Origin of the sequence: Mycobacterium sp. M23085 (genome assembly GCF_045343915.1) — a bacterium.
In the GTDB taxonomy this organism is placed as follows: domain Bacteria; phylum Actinomycetota; class Actinomycetes; order Mycobacteriales; family Mycobacteriaceae; genus Mycobacterium.
Map to the genome: position 1 here is coordinate 4245100 of NZ_CP174280.1, position 15283 is coordinate 4260382.

The 15283-nt window shown below is 66.4% G+C and carries 14 protein-coding genes; 9 read left to right on the forward strand and 5 right to left on the reverse strand.

Annotation, left to right across the window (positions count from 1 at the left end; genetic code table 11):
* Positions 1-4: 4 nt before the first annotated feature.
* From ACIUM1_RS20060 to ACIUM1_RS20070, 3 genes are read right to left on the reverse strand one after another with little or no spacing between them, the layout of a single operon-like run.
* On the reverse strand, positions 5-577 hold the full coding sequence (locus ACIUM1_RS20060; RefSeq protein ID WP_406814329.1) for a dTDP-4-dehydrorhamnose 3,5-epimerase family protein: 573 nt from the start codon (positions 575-577) through the stop codon (positions 5-7).
* A gap of 57 nt (positions 578-634) precedes the next feature.
* Entirely contained in the window at positions 635-1825 is a 1191-nt protein-coding gene (locus ACIUM1_RS20065) for a PPE family protein (protein ID WP_406814330.1), read from the reverse strand.
* 1 nt (position 1826) lies between these two features.
* Positions 1827-1973, reverse strand: coding sequence for a hypothetical protein (locus ACIUM1_RS20070; RefSeq protein WP_406814331.1), 147 nt, complete (start codon positions 1971-1973; stop codon positions 1827-1829).
* Between the two features lie 362 nt (positions 1974-2335).
* On the opposite strand from ACIUM1_RS20070, the gene ACIUM1_RS20075 reads away from it, so the two are divergent.
* The 4 genes from ACIUM1_RS20075 to ACIUM1_RS20090 all read left to right on the forward strand — a co-directional run bounded on the left by ACIUM1_RS20075 (position 2336) and on the right by ACIUM1_RS20090 (position 7023).
* The gene (locus ACIUM1_RS20075; protein WP_406814332.1) at positions 2336-3007 is read left to right on the forward strand and encodes a TetR family transcriptional regulator; all 672 of its coding nucleotides are present in this window, start codon (positions 2336-2338) and stop codon (positions 3005-3007) included.
* A 131-nt stretch (positions 3008-3138) separates the two neighbouring features.
* Positions 3139-3849, forward strand: a complete 711-nt coding sequence (locus tag ACIUM1_RS20080; protein ID WP_406814333.1) for a TetR family transcriptional regulator — start codon at positions 3139-3141, stop codon at positions 3847-3849.
* Between the two features lie 114 nt (positions 3850-3963).
* The gene (locus tag ACIUM1_RS20085; RefSeq protein WP_406814334.1) at positions 3964-5970 is read left to right on the forward strand and encodes a hypothetical protein; all 2007 of its coding nucleotides are present in this window, start codon (positions 3964-3966) and stop codon (positions 5968-5970) included.
* A gap of 33 nt (positions 5971-6003) precedes the next feature.
* Positions 6004-7023 (forward strand): polysaccharide deacetylase family protein, encoded by a 1020-nt coding sequence (locus ACIUM1_RS20090; protein WP_406814335.1) that lies wholly within the window; start codon positions 6004-6006, stop codon positions 7021-7023.
* A gap of 19 nt (positions 7024-7042) precedes the next feature.
* On the opposite strand, the gene ACIUM1_RS20095 is transcribed toward ACIUM1_RS20090, so the two are convergent.
* Together ACIUM1_RS20095 and metG are read right to left on the reverse strand one after the other, a co-directional pair.
* A complete protein-coding gene (locus tag ACIUM1_RS20095) occupies positions 7043-7405 on the reverse strand; it encodes a PAS domain S-box protein (protein ID WP_081389457.1) in 363 nt (120 codons plus the stop codon).
* Between the two features lie 252 nt (positions 7406-7657).
* Entirely contained in the window at positions 7658-9214 is a 1557-nt protein-coding gene (metG, locus tag ACIUM1_RS20100; protein WP_406814336.1) for a methionine--tRNA ligase, read from the reverse strand.
* A 33-nt stretch (positions 9215-9247) separates the two neighbouring features.
* Here metG and ACIUM1_RS20105 point away from each other — a divergent pair, with 33 nt between their 5' ends.
* The 5 genes from ACIUM1_RS20105 (at position 9248) to ACIUM1_RS20125 (ending at position 15277) form a co-directional block, all read left to right on the forward strand.
* Positions 9248-10090, forward strand: coding sequence for a TatD family hydrolase (locus ACIUM1_RS20105; protein ID WP_406814337.1), 843 nt, complete (start codon positions 9248-9250; stop codon positions 10088-10090).
* 157 nt (positions 10091-10247) lie between these two features.
* Positions 10248-11375, forward strand: coding sequence for a transglycosylase family protein (locus tag ACIUM1_RS20110; RefSeq protein ID WP_406814338.1), 1128 nt, complete (start codon positions 10248-10250; stop codon positions 11373-11375).
* Positions 11339-12292, forward strand: coding sequence for a 16S rRNA (adenine(1518)-N(6)/adenine(1519)-N(6))-dimethyltransferase RsmA (rsmA, locus tag ACIUM1_RS20115; RefSeq protein ID WP_406814339.1), 954 nt, complete (start codon positions 11339-11341; stop codon positions 12290-12292). Before ACIUM1_RS20110 ends, rsmA begins: the two co-directional genes overlap by 37 nt.
* 60 nt (positions 12293-12352) lie before the next feature.
* Complete coding sequence (locus ACIUM1_RS20120) at positions 12353-13309, forward strand: 4-(cytidine 5'-diphospho)-2-C-methyl-D-erythritol kinase (protein ID WP_406814340.1); 957 nt, start codon at positions 12353-12355, stop codon at positions 13307-13309.
* A 333-nt stretch (positions 13310-13642) separates the two neighbouring features.
* A complete protein-coding gene (locus ACIUM1_RS20125; RefSeq protein ID WP_406814341.1) occupies positions 13643-15277 on the forward strand; it encodes a fatty acyl-AMP ligase in 1635 nt (544 codons plus the stop codon).
* Positions 15278-15283: the final 6 nt, after the last annotated feature.

Consider the following 15283-nt stretch of genomic DNA (forward strand, 5'->3'; position numbering starts at 1 on the left):
ACCATTACCGACTGCCGCACGATGCCACCTGCTCCACTGGAACCAATCTGGGTTGACGCGTGGGCCAGCTCGCGTCCTGCTCGGAGATGACCGTGACCGGAATCGGCCACGAGATGCCGAATTCGGGGTCGTCCCAACGAATTCCCTGTTCGTCGTTCATCGCGGATGCCCCGCTGACCTGGTAGCTGACTTCGGTGCCGTCGATCTGCGTCTGAAAGCCGTGGGCAACGTAGGGCGGCAGGTACAGCGTGCGGTGGTCGTCGGCGCTCAATTCGACCATCACGTGGTCGCCATAGGTCAGCGAGTCGGGCCGGACGTCGACCGCAACGGCGGCGATGGCACCGCGGGTGCAGCGGACGAGCTTGGCCTCGGCATGTGGCGGCACCCGACGGTACAGACCACGCACGGTGCCCCGGGTGTGGCTGAAGACGGTATTCGTCTGCGTGACATCGAAATTCAGTCCGTGATTAGCGAAGTCCCTGGCGCAGAACGTCCGTGAGGAAAACCCGCGGTGGTCGCGGAGGAGTTCGAGATCGATGATCGTCACCCCGGCGACCTTGGTGGGCGTGTACTTCACTTACCACTCCTTCTCGTATACCGGGTTCGGACAAAACCGTTGCGCGCAGGCGGTGGCTTACCCATATCCGGCAGCCGGTGGCCGGGTCATCACGGTGGGGATAACGCCGTATCGGGGTCCGAGCGATTTGCCCGACGCGGCCGCCAGCCGGGGCAGCGAGCCCATCACGCTGGGCGGCACATTCGCGCCGGCGAGGTTGATGGCGGGCAACGCCGAAACGGCGCTGTTGGCGGCCGGGATGACGCTTGTCCAGCTCGCCGGCACCGCCAGCGGTCCCAGCGAGGCGGCGCTGCCGAGGCTGCCGAACACACCAGATCCCAGCGAACCGAGCGCTCCCGCGCCGGAACTGGCCGCACTCGCGGCTCCCGTGGCAGCGGCGGCTGCTCCGCTGGTCGCTGCGTTCGCCAGGCCCTGCGCGGTCTGGGCCATGCCGAGGATGGAGGACATCCCGTACAGCGGGGTCGCGGCTGCCGAGAAGGCGCTGGGAATGGCGCCGGGTATGCCCGACGCGAGGCCCGTCATGATTGACGACGAGCTGGAGTTCGTGGCCGTGGTGGTGCCGCTGACGGTCTCGGTGAGCGCGGAGGCCCCGGAGGTCATCGGTGAGGAAAGCTGGTGCAGTGCGGTGGGCACGTTGGACACCACGTGCGCGAGGTTCGCCTGCTCACTCTGCGAGGTGACCTGACCGACCACCGCGGCCTGCTGGGCCATCCCGCTCTCGTTGGTGACATGTGGCGCCGGGCTGAACTGTGTCACCGAGCACGCGGCGGCCGAGCCGGCCGCGTACTCATACATCGCCGCGGCGTCCTGCGCCCACATCTCGCCGTACTCGGCTTCGGTGGCCGCGATCGCCGCCGCGTTCTGACCGAAGAAGTTGGTCGCGACCAGCATCGCCAGCTGCGCCCGGTTGGCAGCGACGGCCGGTGGGGGGACGGTCATCGCGAAGGCGGCTTCGTAAACCTCGACGGCGAGCCTGGCCTGACCGGCCGATTCCGCGGCCCGCGCGGCTGCCCCGGCCGTCCACGCCATGTACGGGGCGAAGGCGGAAGCCATCGCCAGCGACGACGGACCCATCCAGCGCTGGGTGGTCAAACCCGCGATCACCGTGCGGTAGCAGCTCGAGGCGGCATGCAGTTCGGCCGCCAGGCCGTCCCAGGCCACGGCGGCGGCGATCAGCGACAGTGGCCCGGGACCGGCGTACATCCTGGTGGAGTTGATCTCCGGCGGAAGCGCTCCGAAATCGATCATTTCAGGCCCGGGCCGTCAGGCGGGCCGAGGCGGCGATGACGGCGGGGGAGGTGCAGACGACCGTCGATTCATCGAAGAATCGCAGGTCAGCCGAGGCCAGTCGCTCGGGTGAGGCCTGTGACCAGCTGTTCGTCGCGACGAACGACATGTGCTTCCCCTTATGCGGTGCAGACGGTCGAGACGATGTTGAGGTCGATTGCAAACTGACGATATGACAATAGCGTACAAAACATACCAATAGTTTGACAAGCACGTGTTATCTAGACCTCAGGTATTAACGCACGCGTCAACCAGTACAGCCGTATGACTGCTAACCTCTGGAGTGAACGAGATGTCTCGAGCGACGCGGGTGCGTGTTCGCTCCAACCCCTGCAGAACCGAGGTAGCTGTGCCCTGCTCGAGCAAGGCGTTTGTCGACGTGACGGCGGGCGGAATGGCCTGCGACGTCAGCCTCGGCCGGGACATTGGAATCAAAAGGCGCGCCGCGGGGAATCCGAGTTCTCGATTGCGATGACGACCCATTCGACCGATGGACGAGCAGATGCGACCCGGCAGCAGATACTGCGGGCCGCGTCCCATCAGTTCGCCCGACGCCCATACCACGACGTCGGCCTCGACGACATCCTCGCCGAGGCCGAACTGACCAAGGGCGCGATGTACTTCCATTTCAAGTCGAAGCACGCGTTGGCGGTCGCGATCATCGACGGCCAGACCGAGGCCGGCACCGAAGCCGTGCAAGACCTGCTGTCGCGGGGTCTTTCGGGCCTCGAAACCCTGATCGACTTCTCGTACTTGATCGCGATCAAGGACATCAAAACCGATATCGTCAGGTCGGGCCTGAACCTGATGGAGTCGGTCGGCCTGGCCAACGGGCTCCAGGAGAAATTGTTCGACCAGTGGATCAAGGCCCTGGCCAGGGTTGCAGAGCAGGCCAAAGCCGAGGGCGACATCAATGACGCGTGCGACCCGCACGACCTCGGCCGCTTGATGGTCTCGCTGCATATGGGCCTGCGGAAAACCAGCAATCTGGACGAACCCGAACGGTTCCTGCGCGACCTGGAGCAGTGCTGGTTACTGCTGCTGACCGGGGTGCTGCAGCCGGACCGCACCGAGTACTTCCGCCAGTTCCTCAGGCGGCGTGCGGCGCTCGCCATCAACACCAGTTCCGCGGATGCCGACTAGCGGGGGCTGCGCTGCCGCGTCGAAAGGTCGGACCACTGCGATGTCGGCTGCTACTGTTGGCCGTCTTGCGGGCAATGTGAAGTTAGATGAGCACCCTGCGCATCCGATGAGACTCCGGAGGTGCGTGCACAATGGCGCGCCAGGTTCGGTCTGAGGCCACGCGTCGCAAAATTCTCGACGCCGCGATCGAGGTGTTCGGCGACGTCGGGTACGCCGCCGCTGGATGGAGCACCATCATCGAGCGGACCGGAATGACCAAGGGTGCCCTCTATCACCACTTTGATTCCAAAGAATCGTTGGCGTCGAACATCATCGAAGAAGGCTCCGACACACTTCTCAGCGCTTTCCGCAATGTGTGCGGGGCGTCGTCACCGGGGCTGGAGAACCTGCTGCACGGCACATTCACGATCGTCGAGGTGTTGAGCTCGGACAAAATGGCCCGCGCGGCCGCGCAATTGGCCTCGGCTTTAAGCGGATTCAACGAAGCGGCCTCGCGCTTCTACGCGAACCTGATGTTGGAGACGGCGCAAGAGGCCCGACGCGCGGTCAAGGAGTGCGACCTGCGTACCGAAATCGACCCTGACGTGCTCAGCGCTTCGATCATCGGCACCATTTTCGGGGCGCGGTTGGTGACTAACGCCATATCCAGCCACGGCAGAATCGGCGACATCATCGGCGACCCCACCGCGCGCCTGCATCAGATATGGAACCTGCTGCTTCCCGGCGTTGTCTCGGAAGCGTCGCTGCCCTACTTTCGGCAATTCCTGCGGCGCGAAGAAATGCGTCATACCGCGGCCAGGGCCGCCCGCGAAGAGGCGGCGGCGGAATCGGAAGCCGATTAGATCCGGCCAGAGCCGTTGCCCGGGCGCCGCAGGATTTCGAAAAGGTGTTGTTAGATACCTTTTCGGGGTTGCCACGACGGCAATTCCGTTATTGGGGTTGAAGCGCTTTCGACAATGCATACTGTTCCGGTGATGTACCGGAAAACTCTCGGTCGAGTAATTGCGCTGGCCGGTGTCGTCGGATTCTTGGTGATGAGTGCTCCGGCATCATGGGGTGCGCCGGCCGACCCGGCGCCATCGGCGGATTCCACGACGACCCTCTCACTGCTTGACGTCGGGTCTGCCGCCACCCTGGAATTCTGGGGCCTGACAAGCAGCCAGCAACTGACCGTGCCGGTGCTGCGGGGGCTGACCCCCACCGTTCTGAATGCGACGGTCGAACTGCCCGTCAACCTGCGGTCGGGTTTGATCACCGTGACGCAGGGCGAGCGCACGCTGGCCAGGCTGAACCTGCCCACCGCCGATCAGACACCGATCGCCATCCCGTTGGCCGGCGCGGAAGTGACCGATAACTGGCTGACGGTAACCGTGCACGCATACCTGGTTCCGCTGGACGGATATTGCCTATACCAGGAAAGCCCGCTGCGTTTGACCAATGGAACGGTCACCTACACCGGTGTCGAACTGCCGCCCACCACGGTGGCGCATTTCCTGCCGCCGGTGCTGCGCAAGCTGACCATCTATCTACCGCAATCGCCGTCGACGGCCGAGTCCGACACGGCAATTCAATTCGCCGCCTCCGCGGCCGCGCACTACGGCAAACAGGTTCCCGACATTGTGGTGGTCCCACTGCAGGAAGGCCAGACCGCGCCCCCGGGCCCGCCGCAATCGTTGGAACGCCAGGTCGTCATCAAAGAGGGCCCGGACAACGGGCTTTCACTGCAAGGCTCCTCCGGCGTGCCGTGGCTGCTGGTTTCGGGACCGCTGAACCGAACCGACGATTCGGAGACAGCCGTGTTGTTCAGCGACGTGTCGGAACTTGCCCTGTCGTCCAAGGCGGCGCTGGATTCACCCAAGCCCAAAGTGCAATTACCCGGCAATGCCGCCTCGCTACGCGAGCTCGGGCAGCCCTTCGCCAACTCGACGTCCCTGCAACCACGGGTATCGATCGGAGTGGACCAGACCAGATTTGGCAGATCCATTCACTCGGTGCGGGTGCATCTGCAGGGGTCGTACACCCCGACGTCAAACAATGGCGTCGGCCAGTTCGCGGTAACGGTCGGCTCGGAGACCATCGACCATTGGCCGACCGATGGTCATGGCACCATCGACCACTGGGTCGACGTGCCGGACCGGCTGCTGCAGCGCTACACCAACATTGAGTTGGTGCTCGATGTGGCGAGCAATGTCGGACACTGCGGCGACTTCTACACCGCCGGGCCCGGGAACCAGCTCCTCACGCTGAACATCAACGGCGACAGCGCGGTTGAAAGCAGCCCCGCCGCGCCGCCGGTGCCCGATGGCTTTCAATCGGTGCCCCAGACCCTGATGCCTCGCGTCCAGGTGGGCATCGCCGAGCACTCGTTCATCGACACCGTACGCGCGCTCGACATCATGGTCGGTTTGCAGCGCATCAGTTCGATTCCGATCGACACCACGGTCACCAGCGTCAAACAAGCGATCGATTCCTCGAACCCCGCGCTACTGATCTCCGCCGACGGATGGAACCAGTCCGACGTGGTATTGCCGGTGACCGCGGGACCCAGCGGCCCGATCACCGTCAGCGCCGTCGGGTCCGGTGACAAGCCGGCCAAGCTCACGCTGGACCCGGTGCTGCGATTCGCCTCCCTCCAAACGGTTTTCCACCGCGGCAGGTCGTTGCTGATCGCGACGTCCAACGGAGCGCCCGGACAGCTCGACGAGCTGATCCGGTGGCTCAAGAGCGACGACAACAAGCACTGGCAGCGGCTCAAGGGTGTCGCGGTGGTGTCGGTGCCCGGGCAAGAACCGGTGACCGTCGACCATCCGCCGTTGGTCGCGGGTGCATCCGCCGCGGGTTCGGGAGGCCATTCAGACCTCGACTGGCTGTGGTGGTTCGGCGCCGGCTGGGGCGCCGTGGCCATCGTTGGCGCCGGGGTGATCCTGTGGCGCGTCAGACGCGAATCATGGCGGCGCCGATAGCGTTCGGCACTTGCGCGAGACAGGGGCACGCTGATGCGGCCGGCCATCAAGAGCGTCGCGGCCGGACTGCTCTGTGCCGCCGCGGTTCCGGCGTTGACGCGACGACGCCACCGCGGCGCGCTGGCCATCGTCATGTTCCACGGCGTCGAAGACCAACCGCTGTCGCCACCGTGCTGGCATGTCAACGGTGCGGCACTGTATCGCCGCCAATTGGAGTACGTGGCCGAGCACTTCAACGTCCTTCCGCTGGAGGTGGCGCTGGCTAACCTTGCCGCCGGGACGTTGCCGCCGCGCGCGCTGGCGATCACGTTCGATGACGGCACCCGAAACCTCCTGACCCACGCGCTGCCGGTGCTGCGCGACCTGAATTTGCCCGCGGCGGTGTTCCTCGCGACGGGCCCGATAGGCACCGCCGAAACCCTGTGGCCCGACCGGCTGTGGCTCGCGATCGCCCGCAGCAACGCCACCGAAATAGATTTGTCGGCACTGGGATTGGGCAGCCGCTCGCTTGACGGCAGCACCAGCCGTGGCAGGGTCTACGTGGCGGCCGTCGAGGCATTGAAGAACGTTGCCGACGCGGAACGTATCGCGGTGCTGGACGACATCTTGGGCGCGCTCGGGCAGCGCGGCGACGGCGACGCCGGCCCGTTCCGGATGCTCACTTGGGACGAGGCGCGCGAACTTGCCGGCGATCCGCTGATGACGCTGTATCCGCACACGGTGACCCATCCCATCCTCGCCCGGTGCGGCGACGACAAGGTCGAGCGGGAGATCGCCGATTCCTGCGCAGCCCTCGAACGTGAAATCGGCCGGACGCCAACCGTATTCGCCTACCCCAACGGCCGGCCACAGGATTTCGATTCCCGAGCCAAGGATGCGTTGCGTCGACGCGGGGTGCGCTGGGCGTTGTCCACCGCCCCGGGGTTCGCCGATCGTCGCTGCGACCCGCTGGCACTGCCGCGGTTGGCGGTGGGCAGCAATGCCTCGTTCGATTACTTCCGGCTCACGGTGTCCGGCGGCCTGCCGCGGCGGCGCAAGACGGTCGCCGGCTGACCCGCTGAGCCGGGTACAGCTAGCGCGCTTCTTCCCAGAGCTGTTCGGTCAGATCCTGGAACGCCGCAAGGGCGAACTGGTCGTCCGCCCGCCGCACGGCGGACTTGCTCATCATCGCGCGCACCACCGAACCGTCCTTGTGCGCGAGCTCGACGACCATGTTCGCCAGAGCGTGCACGGTCGCCAACAGTGAATCCGACGCCGGCGCCTGATGGAAGATCTGTTCGAATCGCAGTGACAAGGCCTCGTCTGGCTCGTAGCCCATCATGTCGGCAAATGCGGTGTTGGCGAACAAGATACTGCCGTCATCGCCGATGGCGAGCACCGGAACCGGGATCCGCTCCAGCACGACCAGGGCGGGCAGCTCCTTCAAGGTCGTCATCGGCGATTGGCTCTGGTGGCTGTTCTGGCGTCGTTCCACACCGAAGATTATGGTCTACGCCAGAAGATATGTTGAGTACTTCACTCTAATGCGGCACCGAAGTATTCGTGTTAACACGCGGGTTACTCCACTTCACGCTTTCGGCTCACTTTACGTCCGCGGCGGACGCTCTGCCTGGTCGGCGCGCGACGCGTTCTGCTCACTCAACTCCGGTGCGGGGTGCTCTGCCCGGTCGGCAGCACTACCTTCTGCTCACTCGACGTCGGAAACCGGCTGATAGCGGGGGAACACACCCGCCGGGACGGGCAGCGCCGTCCCGGGTGCCAGGCGGGTGCCGACGGCGGCGAAGGTTCGTTGATCGGGGGCCTGCCCGAGCAGGTCCAGCAGCTTGCCGGCCGACTCGGGCATCACGGGCTGGATCAGCAGCGCGGCGATGCGGACGGTTTCGCAGGTGACGTACAAAACGGTGCGGAATCGGTCCTGATCGGCCTCGGACTCGCTCTTACGCAGGACCCACGGCTGCTGTGCCGAGAAGTATTTGTTGGCCTCGCCGAGCATCAGCCAGATCGCTTCCAGGGCCAGATGCATCGCCTGCGAGTCGAAACTTGCCCGCACGCGTTCCAGCAGACCGTCGGCCGCCGCGAGCAACTCGGAGTCGGCGGCGACCAGTTCGCCGGGTTCGGGAACCACCCCGTCGAGGTTCTTGGCGATCATCGACAGCGACCGCTGCGCCAGGTTGCCCAACTCGTTGGCCAGATCGGAATTGATCCGGGTGACGATGGCGTCTTCGCTGAAACTGCCGTCCTGTCCGAACGGAACTTCCCGCAACAAGAAATAGCGCACCTGGTCCACGCCGAACGTGTCGATCAGGTTTACCGGGTCGACGACGTTGCCCACCGACTTGCTCATCTTCTCGCCGCGGTTGAGCAAAAACCCGTGCGCAAAAACCCTGCGCGGCAACTCGATTCCGGCCGACATCAAAAACGCCGGCCAGTACACGGTGTGGAACCGGATGATGTCCTTGCCGATCATGTGCAAGTCGGCCGGCCAGTAGCGCCGGAACTGCTCGGATTCGGTGTCGGGGTAGCCGACCCCGGTCAGGTAGTTGGTCAGCGCGTCGACCCAGACGTACATCACGTGGTCGGGATGCTCGGGCACCTGCACGCCCCAGTCGAACGAGGTGCGCGAGACGGACAGATCGCGCAGCCCGCCCGAGACGAAGCTGACCACCTCGTTGCGCCGCGCGTCGGGGGCGATGAAGTCCGGGTTCGCCGCGTAGTGGGCCAGCAGCTTGTCGGCGTAGGCGGACAGCCGGAAGAAGTACGTCTGCTCCTCCGTCCAGGTCACCGGGGCGCCGGTTTCGGTGGCCAACCGGGTCCCGTCATCGAGGAGTTCGGTCTCCGATTCGACGAAGAACCGTTCGTCGCGCACCGAATACCAGCCCGAGTAGGTGTCCAGGTAGATGTCGCCGGCCGCCGACATCCGGCGCCAGATCTCCTTGGACGCCTCGTGGTGGTCGGGATCGGTGGTGCGGATGAACCGGTCGAAGGAGATGTTCAACCGCTCCTGCAGCCGCTGGAACACGTCGGAGTTGCGCCGGGCCAGCTCGGGCGTCGGGATGCCCTCGGCCGCCGCGGTTTCGACCATCTTGAGGCCGTGCTCGTCGGTGCCGGTCAGAAACCGCACATCGAATCCATCGAGCCGCTTGAACCGGGCGATCGCGTCGGTCGCGATGTACTCGTACGCGTGGCCGATATGCGGATCGCCGTTGGGGTAGGTGATCGCGGTGGTGACGTAATAGGGCCTCATCGCCCTCAACCTTATTTGTGGGCCCCATAATGTGTGCGCGTGAGTTCCAATCGTCAGCCGCCCCCGGCGCCCGAGCCGTTGCGCCCACTCGTCGACGCGCACACCCATCTGGATGCGTGCGGTGCCGCCGACGCCGAGGACGTGCGGGCGATCGTGGACCGCGCCGCGGCGGTCGGAGTGCGCGCGGTCGTCACGATCGCCGACGACCTGGGGTCGGCACGCTGGGTCACGCGCGCCGCCGAGTGGGACGCGCGGGTCTATGCCGCGGTCGCATTGCATCCGACGCGCGCCAACGCGCTCGACGACGCCGCCCGCACCGAAATCGAGCGACTCGTGGCCCATCCCAGGGTGGTGGCCGTCGGCGAGACCGGCCTGGACCTGTTTTGGCCCGGCCGCCTGGACGGCTGCGCCGAGCCGGCCGTGCAGCGGGAGGCGTTCGCCTGGCACATCGACCTGGCAAAGCGGTGCGGCAAACCGCTGATGATCCACAACCGGGACGCCGACTCCGAGGTGCTCGACGTGCTGGCGGCCGAGGGCGCCCCGGACGCCGTGATCTTCCACTGCTTTTCCTCGGATGCGGCCATGGCCCGCCGCTGCGTGGACGCCGGATGGCTGCTGAGCCTGTCCGGCACCGCGAGTTTCCGCAATGCGCATAACCTGCGCGAAGCCATCCCGTCGATACCGCTGGAGCAGTTGCTGGTGGAGACCGACGCGCCATTCTTGACGCCACACCCCTATCGGGGGACGGCGAATGAGCCGTATTGCCTTCCTTATACTGTTCGGGCGATCGCCGAACTGGTGGATCGTCGCCCAGAAGAGCTGGCCGAGATAACAACTCGCAACGCTGCGCGGGTGTACGGATTGGTCACAGTGTGACGTCAACGACCAGGCGATTCTTATAACATCGCCGCGTTGGAGTTGCCGTACGTTGACCGGTTCGTTACCGTCTTGTGATCGAACGGTAGGGCCTGCGGGCCCTTAATTTGTGACTTGCTGCCGAATGAGTGGGTTGTTGAGGGTTGGGTAACGCGCGTTGAGTGTATTGACAAAACTTCATCAGAATCCTTCGCCACTGTTGCGTCTCGTAGTCGGAGGACTGTTGGTAGTCCTGGCATTCGCGGGCGGATATGCGGTCTCGGTGTGCAAGACGGTGACGCTGACCGTCGACGGGGTCGCCATGCGGGTGACCACCATGAAGTCCCGGGTCATCGACGTCGTCCAGGAGAACGGTTTCGTCATCGACGAGCGCGACGACCTGTATCCCGCCGGTGACGTAGCGATTCATGACGCCGGCAAGATCGTGTTGCGGCGCAGCCGCCCCCTGCAGATCTCGCTGGATGGTCATGACACCAAGCAGGTGTGGACCACCGCGTCCACCGTCGACGAAGCGCTGGCCCAGCTGGCGATGACCGACACCGCCCCGGCGGCGGCCAACCGCGCCAGCCGCGTTCCGCTCGCCGGGATGGCGCTGCCCGTCGTGAGCGCCAAGACCGTCCGCATCAACGATGGCGGCGCGATCCGCAACGTGCACCTGGCGGCGCCGAATGTGGCCGGCCTGTTGAGCGCCGCCGGCGCCCCGCTGCTCGACAGCGATCAGGTGACGCCCCCCGCGACGGCGCCGATCGTCGACGGGATGGAAGTCCAGGTGACCCGGAACCGGATTCATCAGGTGACCGAGCGCATCCCGCTGCCGCCCAGTGCCCGTCGTATCGAGGATCCGGGCATGAACATGAGCCGCCAGGTCGTCGAGGATCCGGGCAGCCCGGGCACGCAGGACGTCACCTTCTCGGTGGCGACCGTCAACGGCGTCGAGACCGGCCGGCTGCCGATCGCCAACACGGTGATCGTCCCCGCCCGTGACTCGGTGGTCCGGATCGGCACCAAGCCCGGCACCGAAGTGCCTCCGGTCACCGACGGCTCCATCTGGGATGCGATCGCGGGCTGTGAGGCCGGCGGAAACTGGGCTATCAACACCGGTAATGGGTATTACGGCGGTGTGCAGTTCGACCAGGGCACGTGGGAGCGAAACGGCGGGTTGCGGTTCGCCGCCCGCGCCGACCTCGCCACCCGCGAGGAGCAGATCACCGTTGCCGAGGTGACCCGTGAGCGCCAGGGTTGGGGTGCGTGGCCAGTCTGCAGTGGAAGAGCTGGTGCGCGCTGACCATCCGGCTGCTCGGGCGTACCGAGATCAGGCGGCTGGCCAAAGAACTTGATTTTCGGCCACGGAAATCCCTGGGCCAAAACTTCGTCCACGACGCCAATACGGTGCGCCGGATAGTTGCGACCTCCGGGGTGAGCCGCGCTGACCACGTCCTTGAAGTCGGGCCCGGTCTGGGGTCGCTCACCCTGGCATTGCTGGATCGCGGCTCCGCCGTCACCGCCGTCGAAATCGACCCGGTATTGGCCGAGCGGCTGCCCCAAACCGTCGCCGAGCACTCCAACAGCGAGGCCCAACGCCTCACGGTGGTCAACCACGACGTCCTGACCCTGCGCCGCGACGAACTCGCCGTGCAGCCGACCGCCCTGGTCGCCAACCTGCCCTACAACGTCGCCGTGCCGGCGCTGTTGCACCTGCTCGCCGAGTTCCCGTCCATTCGAACCGTGACCGTCATGGTGCAGGCCGAGGTCGCCGAGCGACTGGCCGCCGAGCCGGGTGGCAAGGAGTACGGCGTGCCCAGCGTCAAGGTGCGCTTCTACGGTCAGGTTCGCCGTTGCGGCATGGTGTCGCCGACCGTCTTCTGGCCGATTCCCCGGGTCTATTCGGGGCTGGTCCGCATCGACCGGTACGCGACCTCGCCCTGGCCCACCGACGAGGCCTTCCGCCACCAGGTGTTCGAACTGATCGACATCGCGTTCGGGCAGCGGCGCAAGACCTGTCGCAACGCGTTTGTGGACTGGGCGGGTTCGGGCAACGAGTCGGCGGATCGGCTGTTGGCCGCCAGCATCGACCCCGCCCGCCGCGGTGAGACGCTGTCGATCGACGACTTCGTCCGGTTGTTGCAGCGATCCGCCGATCGGCCGCACGGCACCGCCGAGGCGGCCGCGCGGACCGCCGAGCAAGGAGCGTCTGCCGGCTGACGGCGGGCCGCCACAGCGCCGATGCGTGTGGTTGGCTCCCAGCAGCGATAGTCTGCTGCGGTGTCAGCGTCTGACGGCAATACCGCCGCCCAGTGGGTTCCCACCGGCTCGGTCACCGTTCGGGTGCCCGGAAAAGTGAACCTCTACCTGGCGGTCGGTGACCGCCGCGAGGACGGCTACCACGAGCTGAACACCATCTTTCAGGCCGTTTCGCTGCTCGACGAGGTGACTGTCCGCAATGCCGACGTGCTCTCGCTCGAGATCGTCGGCGAGGGCGCCGAGAAGCTGCCCACCGACGAACGCAACCTGGCCTGGCAGGCCGCCGAGCTGATGGCCGAACACGTCGGCCGGGCGCCGGACGTGTCGATCATGATCGACAAATCCATTCCGGTGGCCGGCGGCATGGCGGGTGGCAGCGCCGACGCGGCGGCCGTGCTGGTCGGGATGAACTCGTTGTGGGAACTCAACGTGCCCCGCCGCGACCTGCGCATGCTGGCCGCCCGGTTGGGCAGTGATGTGCCGTTCGCGCTGCACGGCGGAACCGCGCTGGGCACCGGTCGCGGCGAGGAGTTGGCGACGGTGTTGTCCCGCAACACCTTCCACTGGGTATTGGCGTTCGCCGACAGCGAGCTGCTGACGCCGGCGGTGTTCACCGAATTGGACCGGCTGCGCGAGGCGGGCGATCCGCCCCGGCTGCCCGCTCCGGGGCCGGTGCTGGCCGCCCTGGCCGCCGGGGATGCCGAGCAGTTGGCGCCGCTGTTGGGCAACGAGATGCAGGCGGCCGCGGTGAGTTTGCGCCCCGCCCTGCGGCGGACGCTGCGCGCCGGTGTCCAGGCCGGCGCGCTGGCGGGCATCGTCTCCGGTTCGGGCCCCACGTGTGCGTTCCTGTGTTCGTCGGCCGCCGCTGCGGTCGACGTCGGCGCGGAGGTGTCGGGGGCGGGTGTCTGCCGCACGGTGCGGGTCGCCAGCGGGCCGGTGGTGGGCGCGCGCGTGGTCCCCGCACCCACCGAGGTGTGAAAATTTTCCCAATTTGCGCATTAGTTTTGCGCGTCCCTAAGAGGAGCTTAAGATAATGCGCGGTGACGGGAAGCGTTGAGCAAGATCACTTGAATTCATCGTCCGCCGGGCGTCCGGGCGGGCGATCGAATCGGGCCCGGCAAGGCTTCTCGGGCCTGTTTCGTGCGCATCGAGTGGCCGAGCGGCGCCGGCTTGCGGCGGGCTCGGACACATCATCGATCCGAGACCTAACCGCCGCCCAACTGTGTTTGCGTGCTTGCGGCGAAGTGTTACCCGACGGCGGAACATGAGATTCCGGGCGTTGCGACGAGGGCTGGAACCGAGGAGGGGTTTGTGAGCAGGTTTACCGAGAAGATGTACCGCAATGCCCGGTCCGCGACGACGGGCATGGTCACCGGTGAACCTCACGAACCGGTTCGCCACACCTGGGGCGAGGTCCACGAGCGCGCGCGCCGCATCGCGGGTGGCCTGGCCGCCGCGGGCATCGGGCATGGCGACGCCGTCGGTGTGCTCGCCGGGTATCCGGTGGAGATCGCGCCGACGGCGCAGGGTCTGTGGATGCGCGGGGCCAGCCTGACCATGTTGCACCAGCCCACGCCGCGCACGGACCTGGCCGTCTGGGCCGAGGACACCATGAACGTCATCGGCATGATCGAGGCGAAGGCCGTCGTCGTCTCCGAGCCGTTTCTGGTGGCCATCCCGGTGCTGGAGGAGAAGGGCATCAAGGTCGTCACCGTGGCCGACCTGTTGGCCGCGGAGCCCATCGAACCCGTCGAGGTCGGCGAGGATGCGCTCGCGTTGATGCAGCTGACCAGCGGCTCGACCGGATCTCCCAAGGCCGTCCAGATCACCCACCGCAACATCTACTCCAACGCCGAGGCGATGTTCATCGGCGCCCAGTACGACGTCACCAAGGACGTCATGGTCAGCTGGCTGCCCTGCTTCCACGACATGGGCATGGTCGGCTTCCTCACCATCCCCATGTATTTCGGTGCGGAGCTGGTCAAGGTCACCCCGATGGACTTCCTGCGCGACACGCTGCTGTGGGCCAAGCTCATCGACAAGTACAAGGGCACTATGACCGCGGCGCCCAACTTCGCCTATGCGCTGCTGGCCAAGCGGCTGCGCCGCAACGCCAAGCCCGGTGACTTCGACCTGTCCACCCTGCGCTTCGCGCTCTCGGGTGCCGAGCCCGTCGAACCCGCCGACGTCGAGGACCTGCTGGACGCCGGCAAGCCGTTCGGCCTGCGGCCCTCGGCGATCCTGCCCGCCTACGGCATGGCCGAGACGACGCTGGCCGTGTCGTTCTCTGAGTGCAACGCCGGCCTGGTCGTCGACGAGGTGGACGCGGACCTGCTGGCCGCGCTGCGCCGCGCGGTGCCGGCCACCAAGGGCAACACCCGCAGGCTGGCCACGCTCGGTCCGCTGCTGCGCGACCTCGAGGCGCGCATCATCGACGAGAACGGCGACGTGATGCCGCCCCGCGGCGTCGGTGTCATCGAGCTGCGCGGCGAGTCGCTGACGCCCGGCTACCTCACCATGGGCGGCTTCATCTCGGCCCAGGACGAGAACGGCTGGTATGACACCGGCGACCTCGGTTACCTGACCGAAGAAGGCCACGTGGTGGTCTGCGGCCGCGTCAAGGACGTGATCATCATGGCGGGCCGCAACATCTATCCCACCGACATCGAGCGCGCCGCCTGCCGCGTCGAAGGGGTGCGGCCCGGCTGCGCCGTGGCGGTGCGGCTGGACGCCGGACACTCCCGCGAGACGTTCGCCGTGGCCGTGGAGTCCAACGCCTTCCAGGACCAGGCCGAGGTGCGTCGCATCGAGCACCAGGTCGCCCGGGAGGTGGTGGCCGAGGTCGACGTGCGGCCGCGCAACGTGGTGGTGCTCGGTCCGGGGACCATCCCGAAGACGCCGTCGGGCAAGTTGCGGCGCTCGACCTCCGTCAGCCTGGTCACCTAGTCCGGG

Bases quoted from the DNA above. Each gene is read 5' to 3' on its own strand.
- ACIUM1_RS20075 (WP_406814332.1), top strand. From the start codon at position 2,336: ATGACGACCCATTCGACCGATGGACGAGCAGATGCGACCCGGCAGCAG.
- ACIUM1_RS20085 (WP_406814334.1), top strand. From the start codon at position 3,964: ATGCATACTGTTCCGGTGATGTACCGGAAAACTCTCGGTCGAGTAATT.
- ACIUM1_RS20090 (WP_406814335.1), top strand. From the start codon at position 6,004: ATGCGGCCGGCCATCAAGAGCGTCGCGGCCGGACTGCTCTGTGCCGCC.
- metG (WP_406814336.1), bottom strand. From the start codon at position 9,214: ATGAGGCCCTATTACGTCACCACCGCGATCACCTACCCCAACGGCGAT.
- ACIUM1_RS20080 (WP_406814333.1), top strand. From the start codon at position 3,139: ATGGCGCGCCAGGTTCGGTCTGAGGCCACGCGTCGCAAAATTCTCGAC.
- ACIUM1_RS20065 (WP_406814330.1), bottom strand. From the start codon at position 1,825: ATGATCGATTTCGGAGCGCTTCCGCCGGAGATCAACTCCACCAGGATG.
- ACIUM1_RS20070 (WP_406814331.1), bottom strand. From the start codon at position 1,973: ATGTCGTTCGTCGCGACGAACAGCTGGTCACAGGCCTCACCCGAGCGA.
- ACIUM1_RS20095 (WP_081389457.1), bottom strand. From the start codon at position 7,405: ATGACGACCTTGAAGGAGCTGCCCGCCCTGGTCGTGCTGGAGCGGATC.